The 17,386-nt window shown below is 37.8% G+C and carries 18 protein-coding genes; 3 read left to right on the top strand and 15 right to left on the bottom strand.

Features of this window, described 5'->3' with window-relative positions; translation table 11 throughout:
* From NU09_RS00530 to NU09_RS00515, 4 genes are read right to left on the bottom strand one after another with little or no spacing between them, the layout of a single operon-like run.
* Complete coding sequence (locus tag NU09_RS00530) at nt 1–684, bottom strand: YjjG family noncanonical pyrimidine nucleotidase (RefSeq protein ID WP_129749300.1); 684 nt, start codon at nt 682–684, stop codon at nt 1–3.
* Nucleotides 684–1,190 (bottom strand): hypothetical protein, encoded by a 507-nt coding sequence (locus NU09_RS00525; protein ID WP_129749299.1) that lies wholly within the window; start codon nt 1,188–1,190, stop codon nt 684–686. Before NU09_RS00525 ends, NU09_RS00530 begins: the two co-directional genes overlap by 1 nt.
* Nucleotides 1,183–2,556, bottom strand: coding sequence for an ABC transporter permease (locus tag NU09_RS00520; protein ID WP_129749298.1), 1,374 nt, complete (start codon nt 2,554–2,556; stop codon nt 1,183–1,185). Before NU09_RS00520 ends, NU09_RS00525 begins: the two co-directional genes overlap by 8 nt.
* Entirely contained in the window at nt 2,553–3,182 is a 630-nt protein-coding gene (locus NU09_RS00515) for an ABC transporter ATP-binding protein (protein ID WP_129749297.1), read from the bottom strand. The genes NU09_RS00520 and NU09_RS00515 overlap by 4 nt, the downstream gene beginning before the upstream one ends.
* Nucleotides 3,183–3,386: 204 nt before the next feature.
* On the opposite strand from NU09_RS00515, the gene NU09_RS00510 reads away from it, so the two are divergent.
* Nucleotides 3,387–4,025, top strand: coding sequence for an NAD(P)-dependent oxidoreductase (locus NU09_RS00510; RefSeq protein ID WP_129749296.1), 639 nt, complete (start codon nt 3,387–3,389; stop codon nt 4,023–4,025).
* Between the two features lie 43 nt (nt 4,026–4,068).
* Here NU09_RS00510 and NU09_RS00505 read toward each other — a convergent pair whose 3' ends face one another.
* Both NU09_RS00505 and radC read right to left on the bottom strand, forming a co-directional pair.
* Nucleotides 4,069–4,872, bottom strand: a complete 804-nt coding sequence (locus tag NU09_RS00505) for a restriction endonuclease (protein ID WP_129749295.1) — start codon at nt 4,870–4,872, stop codon at nt 4,069–4,071.
* Nucleotides 4,873–4,896: 24 nt separating this feature from the next.
* A complete protein-coding gene (gene radC, locus NU09_RS00500; RefSeq protein WP_129749294.1) occupies nt 4,897–5,595 on the bottom strand; it encodes a RadC family protein in 699 nt (232 codons plus the stop codon).
* A gap of 89 nt (nt 5,596–5,684) precedes the next feature.
* Between radC and NU09_RS00495 the strand changes: the two genes are divergently transcribed.
* Nucleotides 5,685–6,269 (top strand): DUF1287 domain-containing protein, encoded by a 585-nt coding sequence (locus NU09_RS00495; protein WP_129749293.1) that lies wholly within the window; start codon nt 5,685–5,687, stop codon nt 6,267–6,269.
* Between the two features lie 11 nt (nt 6,270–6,280).
* Here the strand turns inward: NU09_RS00495 and NU09_RS00490 are convergent, their stop codons facing one another.
* The 9 genes from NU09_RS00490 to hpt form a co-directional block, all read right to left on the bottom strand.
* Complete coding sequence (locus tag NU09_RS00490) at nt 6,281–6,907, bottom strand: hypothetical protein (RefSeq protein WP_129749292.1); 627 nt, start codon at nt 6,905–6,907, stop codon at nt 6,281–6,283.
* Nucleotides 6,908–6,974: 67 nt separating this feature from the next.
* Nucleotides 6,975–8,333 (bottom strand): UDP-N-acetylmuramate--L-alanine ligase, encoded by a 1,359-nt coding sequence (locus NU09_RS00485; protein WP_129749291.1) that lies wholly within the window; start codon nt 8,331–8,333, stop codon nt 6,975–6,977.
* Between the two features lie 230 nt (nt 8,334–8,563).
* Nucleotides 8,564–10,708: a S46 family peptidase gene (locus NU09_RS00480; RefSeq protein WP_129749290.1), complete on the bottom strand. Its 2,145-nt coding sequence runs from the start codon at nt 10,706–10,708 to the stop codon at nt 8,564–8,566.
* Nucleotides 10,709–10,894: 186 nt separating this feature from the next.
* Entirely contained in the window at nt 10,895–11,896 is a 1,002-nt protein-coding gene (gene obgE, locus NU09_RS00475; RefSeq protein WP_129749289.1) for a GTPase ObgE, read from the bottom strand.
* Nucleotides 11,897–11,959: 63 nt separating this feature from the next.
* On the bottom strand, nt 11,960–12,487 hold the full coding sequence (locus tag NU09_RS00470) for a metalloprotease family protein (protein ID WP_129749288.1): 528 nt from the start codon (nt 12,485–12,487) through the stop codon (nt 11,960–11,962).
* Between the two features lie 26 nt (nt 12,488–12,513).
* Nucleotides 12,514–13,422, bottom strand: a complete 909-nt coding sequence (locus tag NU09_RS00465) for a hypothetical protein (protein ID WP_129749287.1) — start codon at nt 13,420–13,422, stop codon at nt 12,514–12,516.
* 54 nt (nt 13,423–13,476) lie between these two features.
* Entirely contained in the window at nt 13,477–14,757 is a 1,281-nt protein-coding gene (locus tag NU09_RS00460; protein ID WP_129749286.1) for a hemolysin family protein, read from the bottom strand.
* Nucleotides 14,758–14,772: 15 nt separating this feature from the next.
* Nucleotides 14,773–15,345, bottom strand: a complete 573-nt coding sequence (locus NU09_RS00455) for an adenylate kinase (RefSeq protein ID WP_129749285.1) — start codon at nt 15,343–15,345, stop codon at nt 14,773–14,775.
* Nucleotides 15,346–15,361: 16 nt separating this feature from the next.
* On the bottom strand, nt 15,362–15,889 hold the full coding sequence (gene hpt, locus NU09_RS00450) for a hypoxanthine phosphoribosyltransferase (RefSeq protein WP_129749603.1): 528 nt from the start codon (nt 15,887–15,889) through the stop codon (nt 15,362–15,364).
* A gap of 181 nt (nt 15,890–16,070) precedes the next feature.
* Between hpt and NU09_RS00445 the strand changes: the two genes are divergently transcribed.
* Nucleotides 16,071–17,342, top strand: coding sequence for a PQQ-dependent sugar dehydrogenase (locus tag NU09_RS00445; protein WP_129749284.1), 1,272 nt, complete (start codon nt 16,071–16,073; stop codon nt 17,340–17,342).
* Nucleotides 17,343–17,386: the final 44 nt, after the last annotated feature.

The raw sequence follows: 17,386 nt of genomic DNA, 5'->3' as shown, positions 1-17,386 counted from the left end.
TTAAAGGAAATTTTTTAATTCCAGCAGATTATGAACCTGGGGTATCCCCTCTTTTACTGCCAGCTTGTTTTCGTTAAAGTAAATTGCATCCAAACCACAATCCAGGGCACCCTGAACATCAGCTTCAATGCAGTCGCCTATCATTACCCCGGTATTTTTTTCTACGTTAGCAATTTTTAAGGCATATTCAAAAATCTTCGCATCCGGCTTTTTACATCCGGCCTGCTCAGAGTTTGTTATGGTATCAAAATAATGGTAAATATCCGCATTTTTAAGTTTAGCTATTTCCTGAACCCCATTAGTAATTATATGAAGGCTGTAATTAGGCCTCAAATATTCCAGTATCTCTACAGTCCCTTCATACAAGTGATTATAGGTAGGCAAAAGAGCTATATAATCTTCCCAAAGCTTATCAATAATAATATCTTCCACATCACATCCTACAGTAACAAATGCTTCTTTAAGCCTTTTGTATCTTAACTCCTGCTGACTGATATGGCCATCGCGATACATTTTCCAGTATTTAAGATTGATAGGAATATAGTTCTCTATAAACATCTCTATATCAACCTCAACATTATGCTTTTGAAGAATTACCTGAAAAGTAAGCGCAGAGTTTTTCTCGAAGTCCCATAATGTATGGTCGAGATCAAAAAACACTGCTTTCTTTTCCTTTAGCTTCATTACCCTTTTATAATAACAGCATTTTCAATGTGGTAAATCCAGTCGTCCACATCAGAGTCATTATATCTAAATGTACCTTCCAGCGTTACATACTGGTCGGTTTTAAGCTTCATATTAGGATTTTTAAACTTAATTCCCATTATGGTTTCAGGACCGGCCTGACCACAGAAAAAGCAGGAAGCAAAAACATTTTTACTAAGCGCATAACTTTTATTATCAATAGGAATAATAAAGCCGCTCATTATTATAGTTTTTTTGCTTTTTGCTTTTAGTGTAGGGTTTACAACCGGGAACATTACCCCTTCAGGATAATCATCGGTTGCTTTCTTAATATATTTTATTTGTCCTAAAAGTTTCCAGGATAAGGTATCCGAGAAAACAGCAGTATTGTCTGCCTCTGTGTTTGTAGTTGTAAAACCGGAACTTTGTAAAGAAGGTGTTCGCAATGACATCAACATCAACCCCGAGAACATAAGTACTGCTACAATGAAATAATTTTTACGCATTTGCCAGTGTTTTTGAAATATTTAATCCGTAAGCCTTAACCGCAGGTATAACCGCCGCTAAAACCCCTACAAAGATAGTGAGCAGGAATAAATATCCCTCTTTTTCCCACACAAACTCGAGAGGATTAAACGAAATTTTAAATTCGCTTTCAGACGAACCCGAAATAAAGCTCAATGCTAACCTCCCAACAATCGTTCCAAAAATGTATCCTGTAACGCATAATAAAAGGCTTTCTATAAGAACAAGCATTAATAGTTGCAGCCTGCTGGCACCATTAACGCGCAACAGGGCAAATTCGTATTTTCTCTCTTTAAGCGTATTGAACAAGGCAATAAAAATACTGATACCCGATATAAGCATAATACCATAAGCAAGGTACTGTAATGCATCAAGGCCTATACCAAAAAGCGTAAACAATCTGTTTATCTCTATAGCCGGAAGAGCTCCCTGCATTTTTGTATTTTGAGGTATAAGCCTTGGCCAGGTTACTATCCCCATTTTGCTTTTAAACTTAATAAGCACAGCTGTTATTTCTTTCCCTTCTTCGCTTACAGGCATATCCACATGATCATGAACTTCTTCTGCATGATCGTGATCGTGGCCATCTTCATGATGATGCTCTTCACCTTCCTCTTCAGCTGCCATGTGGTCTTCGTGGTCATGAGCTTCTTCAGCAGCTTCATGGTCGTGATGGCCGTGACCTTCGTGATCATGGTCTTCCACCGCCTCCCCTTCATTTTCATGATCGTGTTCGTGGTCATGCATTGCCCAAACGCTTGGAATATTACATAGAATAAGGTTATCTACCACCTTACCTGTTGAAGATGCTATACCAGTTACTATATAGGCATGGTTCTCATGCACCTCACCTTCTTCTGAATCTCCGTGAGAACCAAAGAACTTATCTCCTACCTTGATATTCATTTTTTGTGCCACTGTACTACCTACAACAACTTCAAAATTCTTATCGAAAATCTTACCATTGGTTATCTCCGCACCATATTTATGTAAATATTCCGGAGTTGTCCCAACAATCCTAAATCCTCTGTAATTATCACCAAAGGCAAGCGGAATTGCTGTTTCCACAAACGGGTGTTTCATCCATTTTTTAGCTTCGGTATAATCTATATTACCTGTTGGAGCATCTACCTGATAAACCGAAGACAGTATCAGTTGCAACGGGCTCCCCTGAGCACCAAGCACCATATCTATACCATCTATATTGTCACTGAATTTCTTTTCAAACTGATCCTGCAGTAAAATAAGAAGGGTAATAATGGCCACACTCGCTGTTAGCAGGATAATACTAAGAAGTGTATTTAGTGGCTTAAACCATATATTTTTCCAGGCTATTTTAGTAATCATGATAACGTAATTTGATTAGGGAAACGGTCTTTTAATCTTTGGTCGTGAGTTACTATAACCAGTGCAGTACCAAACTGCTTGGCAAGTCCCGAAAGCATATCGGCTACCTTATAGGCATTTTCATCATCAAGGCTTGAAGTAGGTTCATCGGCAAGCAACAGCTTTGGCTCATTAATAAGTGCACGGGCAATAGACACCCTTTGCTGCTGACCAATACTAAGCTGAGAAGGCAATTTATGCATATGGTCTTTTAAATCCAGTTGTTCTAAAAGCTGCTTAGCTTTTTCTGTTGCATGACGTCCTGTTGCCAGCCATGATGCCAGTACAACATTTTCCAAAACGTTTAGTGATGCCACAAAATAGGATTGCTGTAATACCAACCCAATGTTTTTACCTCTAAAGTGATCGAGTTTCCTGTCTGACAAAACAGACAGGCTTGTATCATCTATAAAAACATCTCCCGATTGCGGACGTAAAAGCCCTCCAAGCAAATGCAGCAATGTGGTTTTTCCTTTTCCCGATCCTCCCGTTATAAGCAGGCTGTCTCCTTTTGAAGCTGTTATGTCAGGAAACTGAAAAGAAGTGCCTTTCCCGTAAGAAAAGCGTATATCTTTTGTAGTAATCATTCCGGATTTATTTTGATGTGATGCAAGTTAGCGAAAATAGGGCGATAATAAAATTGTAATCTTCCTACAATTTACTACTTTTAACACATTAGAATCTCTTTATAAAATAGTAACAGACAGGCAAACTGGTTTTGCCGCACTTTGCCAACCTTAAAACCGGTTAGCGAAGCAATAGTTTATTATCTATTTTAAAAGAGAAATTTTATGAAACCATCTATAAAAATTGCCGTTATAGGCGCCACCGGAAAAGCCGGTAAATTCCTTATTGAAGAACTCGCAAAAACCAACTATCAAGTTAAGGCGTTGTTTAGAAATCCTGAGAACACAAATCTTCCTGAAATCGAAGTCATTACAGGAAATGTTTCAAACCCTGATGATGTACTTTCGATATTAAAAGATTGTGATGCGGTTATAAGCGTGCTGGGTATGGGTGTCTCACCAAATCCTATCGATATATTCACAACTTCTACAGGCAATATTCTGTCTGCAATGAATAAGCTGAATATAAACCGATACATTGTTATTACAGGATTGAATGTAGATACTCCTACCGATAATAAAAGCCCTAACTCTAAAGCAGCCACCAACTGGATGTATGAGCATTTTCCCGCTACCACAAAAAACAAGCAGAAAGAATATGAGATGCTAACAGAAAGCATTACAGACTGGACTATGGTAAGACTCCCGATGATTGACTTAACCGAAGAATCTCCGGAAATTGCCATAAGCCTTACAGACTGTCCCGGCAGTAAGATAAGCGCTACCTCACTGGCGCAGTTTTTAATTAAGCTGCTTACTGATGAAGCCTACATAAGGCAGGCTCCTTTTATAGCCAACAAATAAAAACAAAGCGGGCATATTGCCCGCTTTGTCATAAAGATTAATATCATCGAACAAAGTTAATTTCACCTGATAAAACATCTTTCATAATTGCTTTAGCAGTTTCTTTACCATCATAGTCAAACTTCATTTTACCAACTGAAATATTATAAGTAAATTCAATACCTACAATTTTTACCATCCCAAACATTTCAGTAATTATATACGAATCATTAAAAGTATAAAAATGTTTTAACCCTTGCTTTGCTTCACTATCCAAAATAGGTAATCTATCTTCTAATTCAAGCAAAGAATTTACTTTAGCACCTTTAGAATCAACAACCATAAATTCATTAGTCAAATTAAGCTTTAAATTTAAATTATCAGATATTTTTCCCTTAAACTTCTCAAACATCCATTCTTTATCCAGTTTAATATAAATATTTGTGACCTTACTAGAAATTGATTCAATAGTAGTCGTAAGATATCTAACTCTTCCTTCCCAATCCTCGTCAATAGTTTCACGTAAAACAACCAATTTAATCCCATAATATTCTGCAAATTCTTTAGCTCCTTTTTGGTATCCTTTTGACGTTACCATTATTCCATTAATATTACCTATATCAGAAATTGAACTCCAAAATTCTTTAACTCGCCCTACCGATAAATTCTTATTATAGTTTTTACACTCTATTGCTACTTTATGAATACCCAGTCCAACTTTACACTCCCAATAAACATCTATTTGATGAAAAGTAGCTTTACCTTTAATTTTTAAATTATGTTGTACATCGACAGTTAAGCCTTCTCTTTCCAACAAAGTCTGATATATATCCCTTGTAAACTGTTCATACTTTAAACCTTCACCCATAAGCTTGATAATAAATTCTAAAAATTACAACATACCCTCGTCAGCAAAACTGAGATATGATTTCTCGGTTACTATAACATGGTCAAGGATATTAATGCTCAGGCTATGCCCTGCCTGTTGCATTTGTTTGGTTATCTGCCTGTCAGGCTCACTGGCCTGTAAGGTTCCGGAAGGATGGTTATGCACCAGTATCATACCTGTTGCATTATGTTCCAGCGCAAGTTTAAAGGCCAAACGAACATCTACAACTGTACCTGTAATACCACCTTTGCTTAATTGCGACTTGTAAATAACCTTGTTGGAGTTATTAAGGTAAAGTACCCAAAACTCCTCATGGGGCAACTCACCTATAAGCGGTTGCATAATATCATAAACTGCTTTACTGGAAGTTACCTTTTTTAAGTCAGGAGTATCTTCTTCCCTTCGTCTTCGGCCCAGTTCGGCAGCGGCGGCAATGGTTACGGCTTTTGCCTCCCCTATCCCCTTAAAGTTCATGAGTTGCTGAATGGATAATTTGCCCAGAGCATTAAGGTTGTTATCTACACTTTTAAGTATGCGCTTGCTGAGTTCTACAGCACTCTCGTTGCGGCTACCTGAGCCTATAAGTATGGCAATCAGTTCGGCATCACTAAGGGCGGTTTTGCCCTTAAGCATTAATTTTTCGCGGGGTTTATCGTCTTCTGCCCAATACTTGATCGAAAAGGCTCCTGTGGTTTCTTCCATAATTATTAAAGTAAGGTTATACGAATTTAATTAAAAACCACATACTATTACAGAATAATATTACGTTACAAATTAAAACACCATAGTGAATGAAGCAACTTTTACTCTTATTCCTTATCGGTTCTGTTTTAAAAGCTGATGTACAAAAAGATTTCTACATACAACTTTCTGATGCTGCCCTAACACTTACTAAAGATGCTGTAAGGTATGAGCCGAAATATGTAAAAATAAAATATCCTAACGGAGATGTTCCTGCCCATACCGGTGTATGTACCGATGTGGTTATACGTGCTTACCGAAAACTTGGAATCGACCTGCAAAAGGAAGTTCATGAAGACATGAAGGCTAACTTTGCTAAATATCCCAAGATATGGGGACTAAAATCTACCGATACTAATATTGACCACAGAAGGGTGCCTAACCTGCAAACTTTTTTTACCCGTAAAGGAGAAAAACTTGCAGTAACACAAAAGGGAAGCGACTACAAACCGGGAGATATTGTAACCTGGATGTTAAACGACAGGCTGCCCCATATAGGTATAGTGGTAAACAAAAAAGGAAAATCAGGCAATTATATGATTGTACACAATATAGGCAGCGGACAGAATTTAGACGACTGCCTCTTTGACTATTCGATAAGCGGGCACTACCGATATAAAAAAGAGGGACATTAAGTCCCTCTTTTTTAATTTATATCATAATCTGTTAACCTGTATTCTATATAATTTGTCCCAGAGACAAATCTTGTATGTGTAGCCACCATTCCTATGCCCGCAGAGTAATTATTAAAACAACCTACCCCTTCAGGCAAATTATGTTCCGGATCAGAAACAAACATCGCTACATATGGGTAAACAGAATAATTTTGTCCCTCTACAGTAACGTTTTGCATTTCGTTAAGAGTATAATTCAATTCCCCATAAACCTCAGATCCATCATTTGCCGGTTGTGTATCCTGAAAGTTAAAGTCAGCACCAGGATGGATAACAACACCCTGTTCATTTACCAGATATCCGCTTTCATCAACTCTCACAAACTCTTCCCTCTCATTAACTTTAATCGACTGGTTATATTCTTCATGTAGCAACCTCACATAACTAACATCCCCAATTGTCTGATTACCGGAAACCGTTACACTATCGGTTATTCCGGAAAAGCTCTCTACTCCTTCTGCATTAGCAATATATTTTTTATACACCCAGAGATTACCGTCTTTAAGATTAAAAAAAGATTCCTGAGTTGAGTTACTGTCATCATCAGAGCATGACAATACAATAGCCGACAAGGCTAAAACACTTAAAATTTTCTTCATAGCAATAATTGGTTTATTTGTAAGATATAAACTTTAAAACCAATTATATATTGCTTCATCAGTGTTTTTACATCAGTGTTTTTACATCGTCAAAATTAAGTCCGCCATAATTACCGGAACTCATTAAAAGAAGCGCCACGCCTTCGGTATCATATTTTAAATGGAAAAGATATTCCTTAAAAGCCTCAGGGTTGGTATAAATTATAAGGTCTTCACGATTAAAGGCTTTGGCTATCTGCTCATAGGTTACCTCTTCAAGCTGTTTTATCTTAACCGCTTCCGGCGAATAGAACACCACTGCCACATCGGCATTATCAAGCGCTCCCTCATATTCTTTTAAGAATTCAGCATTAAGGCTGCTGTAAGTATGCAGTTCTAAGCAGGCGATAAGTTTTCTTTCGGGATATTGTTCTTTTACGGCTTTAGTTGTAGCAGCAACCTTACTTGGTGAATGGGCAAAATCCTTATAAGCCACATTCTTACCATTCTCTGCAATTTTTTCAAGGCGTTTACTGGCACCTTTAAAACTTGCAATAGCCTCATAGAAGTCGGCTTCATCAACACCCATATTCTGGCATATCCATTTGGCTCCGGCCAGGTTATTAAGGTTGTGCGCCCCAAACACCTCAATAGGCATAGCCCCTTCCGGAGTTTCAAGATAGGTAATACCATTTTCAACAGAATATTGAGGCGTAGTGTAAGGCAGCTTACGAATTGGGTTTGTAGCAGCTTCGGCAATCCTTTTTACTTCAGCATCATCTTCATTATATACTAATATGCCACCGTTTGTAATCTTCTGGATAAATATCTCAAACTGCCCCACATAGTTCTCATAGGTAGGGAATACATTTATATGATCCCATGCAATACCGCTTATAAGCGCTATGTTAGGATTGTACAGATGAAACTTAGGCCTTCTGTCCATCGGTGAAGAAAGGTATTCATCCCCTTCAAGCACAATAAAGTCGTTATCCTCTGTAAGGTGTACCATGGTTTCAAAGCCTTCAAGTTGTGCACCCACCATATAGTCTACTTCTATACCATGATAGTGCATTACATGAAGTATCATACTGGTTATGGTTGTTTTACCATGTGACCCTCCAATTACCACGCGGGTTTTATTTTTAGACTGTTCGTATAAAAACTCAGGATAAGAATAAATTGTAAGCCCCATTTCCTGCGCTTTTAAAAGCTCAGGGTTATCAGCCTTAGCGTGCATACCTAAAATTACAGCATCAATATCGGCAGTGATCTTTTCAGGATACCACCCCAGTTCCTGCGGCAGTAATCCTTTCTTTTCAAGACGTGAACGCGATGGCTCAAAAATGGCATCGTCACTACCTGTTACATTATATCCTTTTTCATGCAGGGCCAGGGCCAGATTGTGCATAGCAGCACCGCCAATAGCTATAAAATGTGTACGCATTTAGTTTCTGATTATTTTTTTAGGAGCTTCCCAACCTTTGCCGGAAAATAATGCTCTATACTATTAAATACCAAAAGTAATAAAATCATGGCATAAGAACACCCATACTGCAAAACATATATTAAACACAAAATAAACCGGGCCATACCCTAGCCCATCCTTACTTTTTTAGGTAAATAAAAAAACGGCTTCTTAAAAGAAGCCGTTTTTAATTTGAACAAATAATTAAATTATCTCACAATCGTCATTTCGTCCACAATATGTTTCGCACCAGAGAATCTGTCGATAACCCAAAGTACATAACGTATATCTACGTTAATTGTTCTTTGCAGTTTGTCATCAAATATAACGTCTCCGGCCATAGCCTCAATATTACCGTCAAAAGCAACACCTATAAGTTCACCTTTACCGTTTAACACAGGTGAACCTGAGTTACCTCCTGTAATATCGTTATCAGTAAGGAAGTTTACCGGCATATAACCTTCTTTGTCTGCATACTGGCCAAAATCTTTATCCTCATACATTTCAAGAAGTCTCTTAGGTAAATCAAACTCAGCATCGTTTGGCTTATATTTAGCTACTTCACCTTTCATTGTAGTGTAGTAGTTTTTCTCAGCATCGTTCCTGTCGTCTTTAGGCAAAGCGATTACCTTACCGTAAGTTAAACGCAGTGTACTGTTTGCATCCGGGTAATACTTCTCTTTCGGGTTAGCGTCTCTCATACCCTGAACCAGTAAACGGAATGATTTTGAATAGCTGTCCTCTAAAGCAGCAATCTCATCCGGCACCGCTCTGTACTGAGTTAAGATGTCGTTTGAAAGAAGGAATAAAGGATCGTTTTGTAGTGCCTCAGCATTTGGACTCTTAAGGAACTCTTCAACACTCTCTTTAGATCTGAAGATACTTGTTTCAAAAGCTTCGTTTACATATTTTGTATAATCGTAGTTATTCTCCTCACCTATTTTAGCTACTAAAGGAGCAATTGCATAACCTGTAGATTTAGTAGCATATAAATGAAGCTGAGCAGCAAGAACATCTTTTTCAAGAGGCATGTATAATGTTTTATACTCTTCTGCCACAAACTCTTCAATTCTTGGAAGATATTGTGCTTTTTGTGCCTCGTTAGAGTTAGCATACTGCATTAATGCACCACCTACTCTGTACGGAAGAACTGCAAAAGCACTTGTTCTTAATAAACCTACAAGGTAGTTATCCTGACGTGCTTTTTCATTAGTTTTAGCATAGTAAGCGTTGATGTTAGCCACAACATCGCCATACTTGGCTTTATTTTCTTTTTTGTTAGCCCATTTATTAAATTTAGCTTCACCCGCTGCTTTAGTTTCAGCTGTTTTGTGAGCTGTAAGGGCATCAATCATACCCTGACGATTTTTCCAGTAGTTTGCTACCTGAGCGTATTTTGAAGCATAGTCAAGACGAACTTTGTCGCTTTGATCCATGTATACCTTCATCCTGTCCATACCTAATTTAGAAGACTCTACCCATGCAGGATAAGCATACTTTACATTTTGCTCGATACCTGCAGCAGGCATCCAACGGTTTGTACGCCCAGGGTAACCTAAAATCATGGCAAAGTCACCTTCTTCCACACCTTTTAAGCTTACCGGAAGATATTGTTTAGGATGTAACGGAACGTTGTTTGGAGAATATTCTGCCGGGTTACCGTTTGCATCTGCATAGATACGGAACATAGAGAAGTCACCTGTATGACGAGGCCACTCCCAGTTATCTGTATCACCACCAAATTTACCAATGCTCTCAGGAGGTGTACCTACAAGACGAACATCGTTATAGTCCTGATAAACGAAATAGTAGAACTCATTACCCTGAAAGAATGAGCGAACAGAAACTACATATTTACCACCTTCATTATTTTCTTTTTCAATAAGAGCACTTTCCTGCTGAATAGCTTTTTCTCTTTCAGCTTCAGTCATATTGTCGTTAAGTTTAGAAAGGATTCTCTTAGAAACATCATCCATTCTTACAAAGAAACGAACCGAAAGGCTTTTTGGCTTAAGCTCATCTGCCCTTGTTGGAGCCCAGTAACCATCTCTTAAATAGTTAGCCTCAGGAGATGAAAGTTCAGCAATAGCCTCATAACCACAGTGGTGGTTAGTTAGCACTAAACCGTCTTTAGAGATAACCTCTGCAGTACATCCTCCGTCAAACTGTACGATTGCATCTTTAAGGCTGTTGTGATTAACGCTGTAAATTTCCTCAGCAGTTAACTGTAAGCCCATTTTTTGCATATCCCTGTGATTTAAACGCTCAATGAACATTAAAAACCACATACCCTCGTCAGCCCTTACAGGCATTACCATAAGTGACATGGTAAGGAATAAAATAAGTTTTTTCATCTGATTTTAATAAAGTTAATAGTTTAGCTAATAAGTAGCTGTATTACATATTTGTTACACCGTTATTATTAACTATCTCGTTTTAGAGCTGCGAATATACCTATTTTTAAGAATTTCGTAAAATAAAGAAGATGCAAAAACACATTATAAAATAACAAAAGGCGCTATAAAGCGCCTTTTGTTATTTTAACTGTTAAGCATTTGCCACAGTTTATCTTTTAACTCGGTAAGCCCTTGTTGTGCTACCGATGAGATAAACAAATACGGCACATCTTTTAGTTCTTTATCCAGTTGCTGTTTTAATTCGCCCTTAAGCTCCTCATCCAGCATATCGCATTTTGTAATCGCTACCAGCCTGTCTTTGTCTAACATTTCAGGATTATATCTTCTCAACTCATCAAGAAGTATCTCATATTCCTTTTTGATATCCTCAGCATCCGCAGGAACAAGGAACAATAATGTAGAGTTTCGTTCTATATGCCTAAGGAAATAATGCCCTAAACCTTTACCTTCTGCAGCACCTTCAATAATTCCGGGAATATCAGCCATAACAAACGACTGAAAATCCCTGTAGGCCACAATACCTAAGTTAGGTTTTAATGTGGTAAACGGATAATCTGCAATTTTTGGTTTTGCAGAAGTAAGCACCGAAAGTAACGTAGATTTACCTGCATTAGGGAATCCTACCAATCCTACATCTGCCAGCACTTTTAGCTCAAGGATAACATCTAGCTCCTCACCATAAAGTCCCGGCTGGGCATAACGTGGTGTCTGGTTTGTAGCACTACGAAAATGCCAGTTACCTAAACCTCCCTTACCTCCTTTTGCAAGTATTTTTTTCTCTCCTTCTTCGGTTATTTCAAAAAGTATCTCATTTGTTTCCTTATCGCGCACTACTGTACCCAACGGCACCTCGATATACTTATCTTCGCCATCAGCACCTGTACTTCTCGCACTACCACCATCTCCTCCGTGTCCGGCTTTAATGTGACGTGCAAACTTAAGGTGAAACAATGTCCAAAGACCTTTGTTCCCCACCAGGTAAACGTGACCGCCACGACCACCGTCGCCACCATCAGGCCCACCTTTTTCAATAAACTTCTCCCTGTGCAGGTGAGTAGATCCTTTACCTCCTTTACCGGAAGCAACATATATTTTTACGTAATCTACAAAATTCCCTTCTGTCATTCTATCTGCTTTAAAGCTTAAGGTTAAAAAATTACCGCGACAAAGTTAAGCCTTTAATCCTTATTAATTAAATATTAATGACGGAATACCTATACCAATCGCAATTCCATAAAATAAATCGGCCCAAACAAACCTTAATACATTAAATACATATATTAATCCGATTAAAGGGAACGACAGGATTGCAAGCAGATTTAGCTTTTTTATTTCGTGCTTTGCCTGGTCATAAACATTATTTGCATCCTGGTTTGAGGGTACTGCATGCATACCTATTGATACACCCAGCCATATTAAAAAATAGGATAGAGGGTGGGCCAAATCAAAAAACTTAATTGGCATATAAGCAGGAAGACAAATAAGGAGGCAAAGGAGCGTGTTAATAAAAAACGGCCCCATTGATATTAAGAAAGTGGTATAAAAATTTGAAGTACTTTCATGTACTACATATCCGGCCGGGTTACCAACCTGAAAATAGCAAGCATCAAATACTGCCACTTTTCTCAATTTACAAAAAAACATATGTGCAAACTCGTGTACAATAACTCCCGGAAAAGTTACTATTGATATTATTTCGCCTGGTATAAAAAACATAATTGATTAGTATATTAATTAGGAAACTAGCTTTTAGTCCATCCGTTAGGAAATTGCTTTTGGAATTCCTCTCTTGTAATTATATTACGAGAGTAAATCCTATACTCGATAGCCTTATAATATTGTTTAGCATCATCACTAATACTATCAACAGCTTTTGCTTTATCCAAATATTCAAAAGCACCTGCCTTGGCATCGTCATCACCCTTTTCTGCATAAATACAGGCATAGGCAGAAGCTACAGAAGCTCTGTAATCCGCTATGTCAGGATATAATTCAAGACGTTCCTTAGATAAATCCAAAAAAGCTTCGTAATCCTTATTATCGAATGCCAATCCAATTTTACTACTAACGATTAAAAAATCGATATCATAATTTTCCGGCAGATATTCTTTGCAAACAGCAAATTCCTTTAGTGCCTCTGTATATTTACTTTCCTGCAACAATGCAATACCATTATAATATGATATAAGAATAGTTAGATCCTGAACTTCAGGAACTATATCCCTGGCTTTTGTCATTTCCTTTGCTGCAGAAGCAAAATCTCCCTCACCATAAAGCTTACCTGCTTCATTAACACTATTGTAGGCTGTGAAGTATTTCCAGTTCCAGAAAAAAGAAAATATCACCAATACAAGTACGGCAGCAAAAAAACCTTTTACCCAAAGAGGAAATGTTTTATTTTTTACATCAACTTCACAATCGGGACAAATAGGATACTGTGAAATTTTATTCAATTCCACAGTATCAAAATCTTTTTTACAAAATGAGCAAACGGTAGGGTCTCGTTGTACTTCAATAGTTTTATTTTCCAGCATATTTTCGCTGGTAAAAGTACTTTCAAAACAGCCGGTACAGTACAACTGGCTATTTATTGCTATTGTTTCGTTAACAGGTTTACTGTCACCGCAAACAATGCAGGAGTTAGTTTTCATAAATTGGTGTTTGATATGGTTTGGCGAAAAAAATAAAGATTTTTAGTTAAAAAACTACTCTTCTTTATTTATCGATTTCACCTTTACCTTATCAATCTTAACACCATCCATTTTAAGTACCTCAAGCTCAAAGTGATTCCAAGCCAGCTTCTCTCCTTCTTTAGGAATGTAAGAAAGCTCTGTCATTATAAGTCCGCTTACCGTTGTTACCTCATAATCGGTAGTAAGCTCGTCGAGATCAAAATAAGTTAAAAAATCATGTAGCGGATAATGCCCATCTACAGTCCATGTACCATCGGTATTTTCCACAAGCTGGAATTCGTCGTGATAAAAATCAGACGCGTCCCCTACCAAAGCCTCAAGTATATCGTTAAGGGTAATTATACCCTGAAACACTCCATACTCATCGGTAACCAAAGCATAGTGCACTTTGGTTTTCTTGAAAATCTCCAAAGCCTTGTATGCCGAGGTATGCTCTATAAGATATACCGGCTCTTTTGTTATCTGTCGCAGGTTAAATAAAGGCTTTTCGTAATTAGCAAAAATATCCTTAAGCAATACCACACCAATAACATCGTCCAGATTGTCTTCACATACCGGATAAACCGAATGAAGTTCCTGCAGCATTATTTCCTTGATACGGTCTTTGTCTGACTGCGTGGAGAGATATGCTACCGATTTGCGGTGCGTCATCAGTGAGTTTACCTTCCTGTCCCCAATATGGAAAACACGTTCCATAATATCCTGCTCTATCTCCTGAACTTCGCCACCTTCTGTACCTTCCTTAATTATAGCTTTAATCTCCTCTTCAGTCACCTTACCATCTGCCGTTGGGCGGATGTTGAATATCTTCATTAAAAAATCAGTAGACGAAGTAAGTAACCATATAAACGGCGCCGTTATTATCGAAATAAATTTCATTGGCAGTGCTACCAGCTTTGCAATGCTTTCAGGATAAGTTAAACCTATCCTTTTTGGCAACAGCTCTCCTAATACCAAAGAGAAAAAAGTAAGTATAACCACCACTATACCTACAGCAATACTGTCGGCATAAGGCGCAAGCATCTCAAACTGTACAACAAATACCTTTACATCATCAGTAACCTTGTCACCACTATAAATACCGGTAAGTATACCAATAAGGGTAATACCTATTTGTACGGTAGAAAGGAATTTATTAGGCGAGTTGGCAAGATCTAATGCGGTTTGAGCACTGGAGTTACCTTTTTTTGCCGCTGTTTCCAAACGGCTTTTACGTGCCGATATAAGTGCAATTTCCGACATGGAAAAAACACCGTTAAGCAGTATTAAAAATAATATTATGGCTATTTCCAATCGTTAGGCTTTTAGTTACAGCTTGTCTATAATCAGGCTTAACCTTTCGGTCACTTCTGATATTTCGCCAATACCGTTTACGGCATAAAATTTACCCTGCCCTTTGTAATACTCAATAAGCGGAGCAGTTTTCTCATTATATTCCTGGTAACGGTTTCTTATTAGTGCTTCGTCCTGGTCGTCTGCCCTTCCGCTGGTTTTTCCTCTCTCTAAAAGTCTTTGTACAAGCACCTCATCATCTGCTTCAAGAGCAACCGTAGCAGTTACTCCCCATCCTTTAGATTTAAGGAACGCATCAAGTGCATCTGCCTGAGCAACTGTTCTTGGAAAACCGTCAAAAAGAAAACCTTTAGTTTCAGGGTTTTTCTCTACCTCATCCTGAAGCATTTTTATTGTTAATGCATCCGGAACCAGTTCTCCCTTATCAATATAAAGCTGAGCCTCTTTACCAAGTTCAGTACCGTTTTTAAGATTGTAACGGAATATGTCTCCTGTAGAGATATGTGTTAAGTTGTATTTTTCTTTTAAAAATTCCGCCTGAGTACCTTTTCCTGCACCTGGTTTTCCAAATAATACGATATTAATCATTGTATGTTTTAGTATGTTATTTAAGTTGATAAATTTCCGGTAAATTCCTGCCTAACCCATCATAGTCCAGGCCATAGCCCACTATAAATTTATTAGGTATGCTAAATGCTGTATAATCCAGCTTTATGTTTTTTGTATAAGCTTCAGGCTTAAAAAATAACGCAGCTATTTTAAGCTGCTTAACATTAACTGCCTCAAACATTTTTTTGAGTTCTTCCACAGTATTGCCGGTATCAACAATATCCTCCACGATTATTACTGTGCGTCCCTCAAGCTTTTTATCCAAACCTATAAGCTGCTTTACCTCATTTGTGCTTTGTGTACCTTCATAAGAAGCCAGCTTGACAAAACTTACTTCACAGGGTTTTGTATAGTGCTTCATCAAATCGGAAACTACCATAAAGGCACCATTAAGCACGCCTACAAACACGGGCACTTCATCCTCCATATCGGCAGCAATCTTAGCCGCCATATCCGCTATTGCCGTATCAATTTCGTCAGCGTTTATAAAGGGCACAAAATGTTTATCATGAAGCTGTATCACGCTTACTAACAGGTTTGAAATAATTTGCAAATATACTAATTAGGAATTTGCTGTCCTTATACCTTAAGTATTTTGTTTTAATTTCCATAAGGCGTTAAAATATAGCTAATATTTATGCTTTTGCTTTTTACAAAAAATCTTATAATTAACTTAGTTACTACATTGAACCAATCCGTAATCTATGAAAAGAATATTTCTACTATCTCTTATTTCCGTATTTACATTATATTCATGCAAAGAAAAACTGAATAAAGAAGAAAAAGAGCAGGCAAACGCTAAAGGCAGCACTACCGTTACTACTGCAATTGGTGATATTACATTGCCCCCTCCTTATGAAACAAAGTCGGTAACGAAAAGAAACAGCATTACCGAATGGCCCGAAGGGCAAATGCCAAAAGCCCCTTCAGGTTTTACTGTAACAAAGTTTGCCGGTAACCTTAAAAACCCGCGCAATACATATATAGGTCCTAATAATGATGTTTTTGTAGCTGAATCGGGCACAAGAAATAGTGCTGACAGAATTATAATTTTTCGTGATAATGATAAAGACGGGATTTTTGAAACACACAATGTTTTTGTTGAAAATTTGAACCAGCCCTATGGGATGCTTATATTAAACAACTATTTTTATGTTGCAAATACTGATGGTTTATACAGGTATCCTTATAAAGAAGGCATCCTTAAATTAGAAGGAAAAGGTGAAAAAATTGCTGAGCTGCCTGCAGGTGGCTACAACAATCACTGGACCCGAAACCTTATAGCCAGTAAAGACGGCTCAAAGATTTATATTTCTGTTGGTTCTGCTAGCAATAACGCAGAGCACGGTATGGATGAAGAAAAACGCAGAGCTAATATTTTAGAAATAAACCCCGACGGAACCGGAGAAGTAATATATGCCAACGGATTAAGAAATCCGGTAGGCATGGACTGGAATCCGGCAACGGGAGAATTATGGACAGCTGTTAATGAACGTGATGATCTTGGAGATAATCTGGTTCCAGATTATATAACAAGTGTTAAAAAAGGAGGTTTTTACGGATGGCCTTATTCTTACTTCGGACAAATTGAGGATCCGCGTATGAAGGGTGCGCGCAAAGACCTGGTTGAAAAGGCAATCGTACCGGATGTTCCTGTTGGCAGCCACACCGCTTCTCTAGGTATAGCTTTTTATGACAAAAACGCATTTCCTGAAAAATACAAAAATGGTGCATTTGTTGGACAACATGGATCATGGAACAGATCTGTATTAAGTGGTTATAAAGTTTTGTTTGTACCTTTTAAAAACGGCAAACCTGCTGGTAAACCGGAAGATTTTCTTACAGGTTTTATTAATAACGAAGAAAATGCTGAAGCCTATGGCCGACCTGTAGATATTACAGTTATGAATGATGGCAGCCTGTTAGTTAATGATGACAGTGGAAACACTATTTGGAAAGTAACCGCAGACAAATAAAAAATAAATTTAAAGTGGCATAAACTCTATACAGATGTTATAGA

The organism is Flavobacterium beibuense (assembly GCF_004151245.1).
In the GTDB taxonomy this organism is placed as follows: domain Bacteria; phylum Bacteroidota; class Bacteroidia; order Flavobacteriales; family Flavobacteriaceae; genus Flavobacterium; species Flavobacterium beibuense_A.
Note: the sequence above shows the minus strand (reverse complement) of the source record. Positions and strands in the feature narration are given on the sequence as shown.